This window comes from Pedobacter hiemivivus, from assembly GCF_004331685.1.
GTDB classification, from domain to species: domain Bacteria; phylum Bacteroidota; class Bacteroidia; order Sphingobacteriales; family Sphingobacteriaceae; genus Pedobacter; species Pedobacter hiemivivus.
In genome coordinates this window covers 376010-382806 of record NZ_SJSM01000005.1, presented here as the reverse complement: position 1 = coordinate 382806, position 6797 = coordinate 376010, and the positions used below count along the sequence as shown (strand labels likewise).

Sequence of the window (6797 nt, the reverse complement as noted above, 5' to 3'; positions counted from 1 at the left end):
TAATATGTCATTTGTTTAGTAACAAATCGAGCAAGGCGTAAGCTGAGCAACAAAAGCGAAACGATATATACTAGATATTTAAAAATATTTAGGTGCCTATATCGGTGGTGTCCACCTCTTCCCATTCCGAACAGAGAAGTTAAGCCCACCAGAGCCGATGGTACTGCGGTAACACGTGGGAGAGTAGGTCGGTGCCAAATCTTATAGAAAGCCGGTAGTCATAAAGACTATCGGCTTTTCTTGTTTATAACATTTTTATTTTCCCTTATTTCTGTCAAAGGTTTATGGGATTTTTGATAGTATATGTAGGATTTTTTAATTGGGCCAAACCGCATTTTATGTGCTACGCCAAATTTTATCTTATTGATGATAAATATGTAGAACTAAATTGTGAATAAGTGATCTTCGTCACTTATTTTGTCCATTTTTTGGTTATCTTTGATACAAAATTAAAATATAAACTAATGAGTTTTTTCGCAGAGAAAAGAGGGGAAGTAATGGTGCACATTGAGAAGTATATGCTTGAAATGATGGATACCTACTTAAAACCGATTGATACAAATTGGCAGCCATCTGATTTTTTGCCTGATTCTACAAGCGATACATTTTTCCAGGATATAAAAGTGCTACGTGAAAATGCTAACGATCTATCTTATGATCTGGTAGCAGTTTTGATAGGCGATACTATTACAGAAGAAGCTTTACCTACATATGAATCATGGTTAGCCATGGTAGAAGGTGTAAGTCGTAGAGAAGATGGAGGTTGGATGAGATGGAACAGGCACTGGACTGCAGAAGAGAATAGGCATGGTGATTTGCTAAACAAATATCTTTACCTTTCTGGTCGCGTTGATATGCGTCAGATGGAAATTTCGACACAATATCTGATTGCTGATGGTTTTGACATCGGTACTGGTCATGATCCTTACAGAAACTTTATTTATACTAGTTTCCAGGAATTGGCAACCAATATTTCGCACAGAAGGGTAGCTTCATTAGCGAAAAAAGATGGAGATACATTATTGTCTAAAATGTGTGGTGTTATTGCTTCTGATGAAGCTCGTCATGCAAAAGCTTACAAAGATTTTATGAGTAAGATTTTTGAAGTAGATCCTAATGAAGCAATGATCGCTTTTGAAGATATGATGCGTCAGAAAATTGTTATGCCAGCACATTTCCTTCGTGAAATGGGACTGAAAATTGGTCAAACCTTTGGTCATTTTACAGATGCGGCTCAGCGTTTAGGAGTTTATACTGCGATTGACTATGTTGAGATTATGCAACAGTTAATTGAAGAGTGGAAATTAGATAGCATGCGTGATTTAAATGAAGCAGGTGAAAAAGCTAGAGATTATATTATGGCATTACCTTCTCGTTTGTTGCGTGTTGCAGAACGGATGAAAACACCAACAATGGATTATAAGTTTAGCTGGATACATGCTTAGCTGAAGTTAGATAAACGAAAGAAGGCTGAATAATTAATTATTCAGCCTTCTTTCGTTTATAGCCGTACGCAATCATTTCGATCGGTTACAGCCTGGTTACATGTTTCTGCGATATTGTCCACCTACTTCATATAAAGCATTCGATATTTGCCCTAATGAACATATTTTACATACTTCCATGAGCTGTTCAAATATATTGTCTCCTGCAACAGCTGACTTTTGCAAATTTCTTAATGCAAGTTCAGCGTTGTCTACATTTCTGTCCTGGAACAATTGAAGTGCAGTTATTTGATACTGCTTCTCTTCTTCTGTTGCACGAATAACTTCTCCTGGGACAATTGTTGGCGAGCCATTCTTGTTTAGGAAAGTATTAACTCCAACAATAGGATATTCTCCGGTGTGTTTTAAGGTTTCATAGTATAAGCTTTCTTCTTGGATTTTTCCACGTTGGTACATGGTTTCCATCGCTCCCAATACACCTCCTCTGTCGTTGATACGCTTAAACTCTTGCAATACGGCATCTTCTACCAGATCCGTAAGATCTTCGATTATAAAGGCTCCCTGTAAAGGGTTTTCATTTTTAGCAAGTCCGAGTTCACGGTTTATAATCAGCTGAATGGCCATCGCCCTGCGAACAGATTCTTCGGTAGGGGTGGTAATGGCCTCGTCATATGCATTGGTATGTAGCGAATTGCAGTTGTCATATATGGCATATAAAGCCTGCAGTGTGGTACGAATATCATTGAAGTCTATTTCCTGAGCATGAAGGGAGCGCCCGGATGTTTGAATGTGATATTTTAGCTTTTGAGATCTGTCATTTCCCTTGTACTTATTTTTAATTGCCTTAGCCCATATACGGCGTGCAACACGACCAATAACAGAATACTCAGGATCAATACCGTTAGAGAAGAAGAAAGATAAGTTAGGTGCGAAATCGTCAATATTCATTCCTCTGCTCAAATAATACTCTACAAATGTAAAACCATTACTTAGCGTAAAGGCCAGTTGTGAGATTGGGTTTGCACCGGCTTCTGCAATGTGATAGCCTGAAATGGATACAGAATAGAAATTACGTACCTTTTCGCTAATAAAATAGCTCTGGATATCACCCATCATCCTTAAGGCAAATTCTGTAGAAAAGATGCAAGTGTTTTGGGCCTGATCTTCTTTTAGAATATCCGCCTGAACGGTACCGCGGACAGTGCTAATGGCATGTGCACGTATTTTCGCGTAAACATCGGCAGGTAGAACCTGATCACCAGTAACACCTAAAAGCATTAAGCCAAGTCCATTGTTTCCTTCAGGAAGTGAGCCACTATAAGTTGGCCTTTCTTGTCCTTTGGCTTTGTAGATTTGTTTGATCTTTTCGTTAACTTCTTTTTCTAATCCATGTGTTACAATGTATTTTTCGCACTGCTGATCAATTGCTGCGTTCATGAAAAAGCCGAGTAACATAGGTGCAGGACCATTGATGGTCATGGATACGGATGTAGAAGGCGCACAAAGATCGAAACCTGAGTACAATTTTTTAGCATCATCAATAGTGGCTATACTTACCCCTGAGTTACCAATTTTTCCATATATATCAGGTCTGATGTGTGGATCCTCACCGTACAGAGTAACGGAGTCGAAGGCCGTAGATAAACGATGGGCAGGTTGACCTAAGGAAACATAATGGAACCTTTTATTGGTTCGTTCCGGACCACCTTCACCGGCAAACATACGTGTTGGATCTTCTCCCTCGCGCTTTAATGGAAATACACCTGCTGCATAAGGAAATTCTCCCGGTACATTTTCTGTTAAGAGCCAGCGGAGGATATCTCCCCAGTCTTCATATCTAGGTAATGATACTTTTGGAATTTGTAGTTTTGATAAGGATTCATAGAACAATGGTTGTTTAATTTCCTTATCTCTTACTTTGTAAACAAAAAACTCTTGCTTGTATTTAAGTTTCGTTTCGGGCCATTGACGGAGTAGGCGCTTGCATTCTCCACCCAATTGCTCCTCCAAATGTTTATATATATCCTGAAGTGTCTCTGTAAGGTTTTCGCTTGCAGGAATGTCTTTTGTTGTATGTTGTTCTTGTGATAGTTGGATTACTCCCTGTAATTGGTACAGTTTGCGGGCGATGGTACTTTGTTTTTCAACCCATTCATTATAGGTTTGACTGGATTCTGCAATTTCTGCTAAGTATCTGATCCTGTCTGGTGGAATGATGTATATTTTTTCTGATTGCTCAGCTGTAAGTTCCATCTGGGCATCAAACTTAACACCTGTTTTCTCTTCAATCTTATCCATTAATGAAGTAAACAGGTTATTCATACCTGGATCATTAAATTGAGAAGCCATGGTGCCGTATACCGGTATGGTTTCATCCTTGGCATCAAACAGGTTATGATTGCGTTTATATTGTTTGCGTACATCTCTTAAGGCATCAAGAGCACCTCTTTTGTCAAACTTATTTATAGCTACCAGGTCAGCAAAATCAAGCATGTCGATTTTTTCCAACTGTGAAGCCGCCCCAAACTCTGGCGTCATTACATATAAAGATACATCGCAGTGTTCGGTGATCTCGGTATCAGATTGGCCAATTCCTGAGGTTTCGACAATGATAAGGTCATATCCGGCGGCTTTGCAGATGTCAATGCTTTCCTGTACATTTTTAGATAAGGCAAGATTGGCTTGTCTGGTGGCCAGCGAGCGCATATATACACGCGGGTTATTGATGGCATTCATACGAATCCTATCGCCCAACAATGCACCACCTGTTTTACGTTTAGATGGGTCGACAGATATAATTGCCAACGTTTTATCTTTTACTTCTATTAAGAATCTCCTCACCAGCTCATCTACAAGAGATGATTTTCCAGAGCCACCTGTTCCTGTAATGCCCAATACCGGCGCCTGATTACTTAAGGTTAGCTTTTTTAATTCATTTACAAATTTTAGCGCAGCTTCAGGATCATTTTCGGCTACTGTAATGGCAGCAGCAATACTCTTAACATCTTTCTGAGGGATAGATTTAAGCTCTCCGTTTAATGATTTTGTAGTGATGTAATCCGTTTGCTCCAACATGCTATTGATCATGCCTTGGAGTCCCATTTTACGACCATCATCTGGAGAGAATATTTTTGTTATGCCATAGGCTTGAAGTTCTTCTATTTCTGAAGGTAGTATTACACCACCGCCGCCACCAAATATTTTAATATGGGTTGCACCACGCTCTTTCAACAGGTCGTACATATATTTGAAATACTCTATATGACCACCTTGATAAGATGTCATGGCAATACCTTGAACATCCTCCTGTATTGCACAATTTACGACCTCATCCACCGAGCGGTTATGGCCTAAGTGTATAACTTCTGCGCCTGAGGATTGTAGGATGCGGCGCATGATGTTAATTGTAGCGTCGTGTCCATCAAAAAGAGCAGCAGCAGTAACAAAACGGATTTTATGTTTAGGTTTATAGATTTCAATTTGCTCCATAATAGGTTTTATAATCGGTAGACAAAGGTAACAAAAACTGGGCGGAGGCGGGTAGAAATAGGCCCATCAAATACACTAAGCTGATAAACAAAAAGGCCGTTCTGGTTTTTGTTCCAGAACGGCCTTTTAATGCTAATAGAATCGCCTCTTTTATTGGTGGGTTAGCTCCGTTATCGGTTCGCCAATGCAGCCACTAGGCATTTGTATGTGTAACATAGCAGCTAAAGTCGCCGCAATGTCCGTCATGTAGTGTTGTTTATTGGTTTTTCCTGGCTTTACATTCCATCCCATAAATACACAAGGAATGTGTGCGTCATATGGAGCCCAAGCACCATGTGTTGTACCTGTGCTACTACCGCTAAAATAGTTTGATTTTAACACGTAGTAAACGTCGCCGCTTCTGCCATAATTGTAACCATAAGTGAGTGATTTTTTTAGCTGTTCAGGTAAGGTGGTTACGGCAAGTTTACTCAAGTCAACCGCATCAAAAACCTCATCTTGAGTTCGCAGTATATCTATCGCCAATGATTTTATGGCATCAAAGTCTGCTTTTGCAGATTTTATGGCTTCGCGGTTAAAGTAAAGCTGACCGTTTGCAGAGGATTCGATTGCATTTTTTACTTTAAAGTTTTCCGCTATCAAGGTATTTATCTTTTTCAGAACAGGACCTTCACTAAAGGTTCCTCCGGGTAACTTATTTTCAGTCATAAAACCAGCAACATGTGCTGCTCCATGATCTGCAGAAAGGAAGAACAAGTAATTTCCTTTACCAAATTTGCTATCCAGATAATTAAAGAAATCTTCCAGATCCTTATCGAGTCTCAGGTAGGTATCTTCGGCTTCTATAGAGTTAGGACCATATTGGTGACCTACATAATCTGTGGCTGAACAGCTTACTGCTAAGAAGTCTGTTGTATTGTTTTGCCCCATTTGCTCTGACGCAATAGCCAATTTAGCCAGATCAAGCGTCATCGTATTTCCATAAGGCGTACTTTTAATGATTTCGTAGTTTTTGCCTATGTAAAGCTTTAATGGGTGAGGGAAAGTAGGTGTTTCTTCGCCTCTTGTTTTCCTTTCATATATTTTATTATCAGCAGTACTCTGTGTATAGCTTTCAATAGGATAAAGCGTGTTCCAGTTTTTTGCGAAAAACTGATCTGCTGGCTTTTGTTTGTTGTAATCCTGAACCCAGGTTGGCAGCTGTTTCATGTAGTAGGTACTGGTAATCCAGTTGCCACTTTGCGAGTCAAACCAGTAAGCTGCATTGGCAGCATGTCCAGCTGGTAGGATCGAACCGCGATCTTTAAGCGAAATACCTATTACTTTACTTTTGAAATTGGTCGCTAAACGAAGTTCATCGGTAATGGTGGTGGTCAACATATTTTTGGGTGACATTACGCCTGCCCTTGAAGTGCTTCCAACAGTAGTTACGGTGGTGTCTTCCGCACAATACATATCCCTTTTTAATTTACGGTCATACCAGTCATTACCTACAATTCCATTGATTGCTGGAGTGGATCCGGTGTAAATACTGGAGTGTCCGCAAGCCGTAATGGTAGGGGTATAGGGGATTAAAGTGTTTTCGGCAGAGAAACCTTCATTGATTAATCTTTTGAAACCACCATTTGAATATCTGCTGTAATACCTGTAAAGGTAATCCCATCTCATTTGATCTACAATCAGGCCCACAACAATTTTCGGTCTCTTTACTCCCTCAGAAGAAGATACTTTTGTCTTAGTGGTCTTTTGTTGAGCCGTTGATATCTGGCTGACCAGGATAAGTGCGGTAAATAATAAATAAATTTTTCTCATTGTGTATTGTTTATTGGTTAGCGTGCTTTTATGCAGCGCCTTAAGGTTCAT

At 39.7% G+C, this 6797-nt stretch carries 3 protein-coding genes and 1 rRNA gene; 2 read left to right on the top strand and 2 right to left on the bottom strand.

Translation table 11 applies throughout. The features are described 5' to 3' along the window. The first annotated feature begins 88 nt into the window (after positions 1 to 88). Both rrf and EZ444_RS12065 read left to right on the top strand, forming a co-directional pair. Positions 89 to 200, top strand: a 5S ribosomal RNA gene (rrf, locus tag EZ444_RS12070). 264 nt (positions 201 to 464) lie between these two features. Further along, complete coding sequence (locus EZ444_RS12065; protein WP_131609111.1) at positions 465 to 1445, top strand: acyl-ACP desaturase; 981 nt, start codon at positions 465 to 467, stop codon at positions 1443 to 1445. 96 nt (positions 1446 to 1541) lie between these two features. On the opposite strand, the gene EZ444_RS12060 is transcribed toward EZ444_RS12065, so the two are convergent. Beyond that, complete coding sequence (locus tag EZ444_RS12060) at positions 1542 to 4934, bottom strand: methylmalonyl-CoA mutase family protein (RefSeq protein ID WP_131609109.1); 3393 nt, start codon at positions 4932 to 4934, stop codon at positions 1542 to 1544. A 150-nt stretch (positions 4935 to 5084) separates the two neighbouring features. Next, complete coding sequence (gene pafA, locus EZ444_RS12055) at positions 5085 to 6746, bottom strand: alkaline phosphatase PafA (RefSeq protein WP_131609107.1); 1662 nt, start codon at positions 6744 to 6746, stop codon at positions 5085 to 5087. Between the last annotated feature and the right edge of the window lie 51 nt (positions 6747 to 6797).

Bases quoted from the DNA above. Each gene is read 5' to 3' on its own strand.
- EZ444_RS12065 (WP_131609111.1), top strand. From the start codon at position 465: ATGAGTTTTTTCGCAGAGAAAAGAGGGGAAGTAATGGTGCACATTGAG.
- EZ444_RS12060 (WP_131609109.1), bottom strand. From the start codon at position 4,934: ATGGAGCAAATTGAAATCTATAAACCTAAACATAAAATCCGTTTTGTT.
- pafA (WP_131609107.1), bottom strand. From the start codon at position 6,746: ATGAGAAAAATTTATTTATTATTTACCGCACTTATCCTGGTCAGCCAG.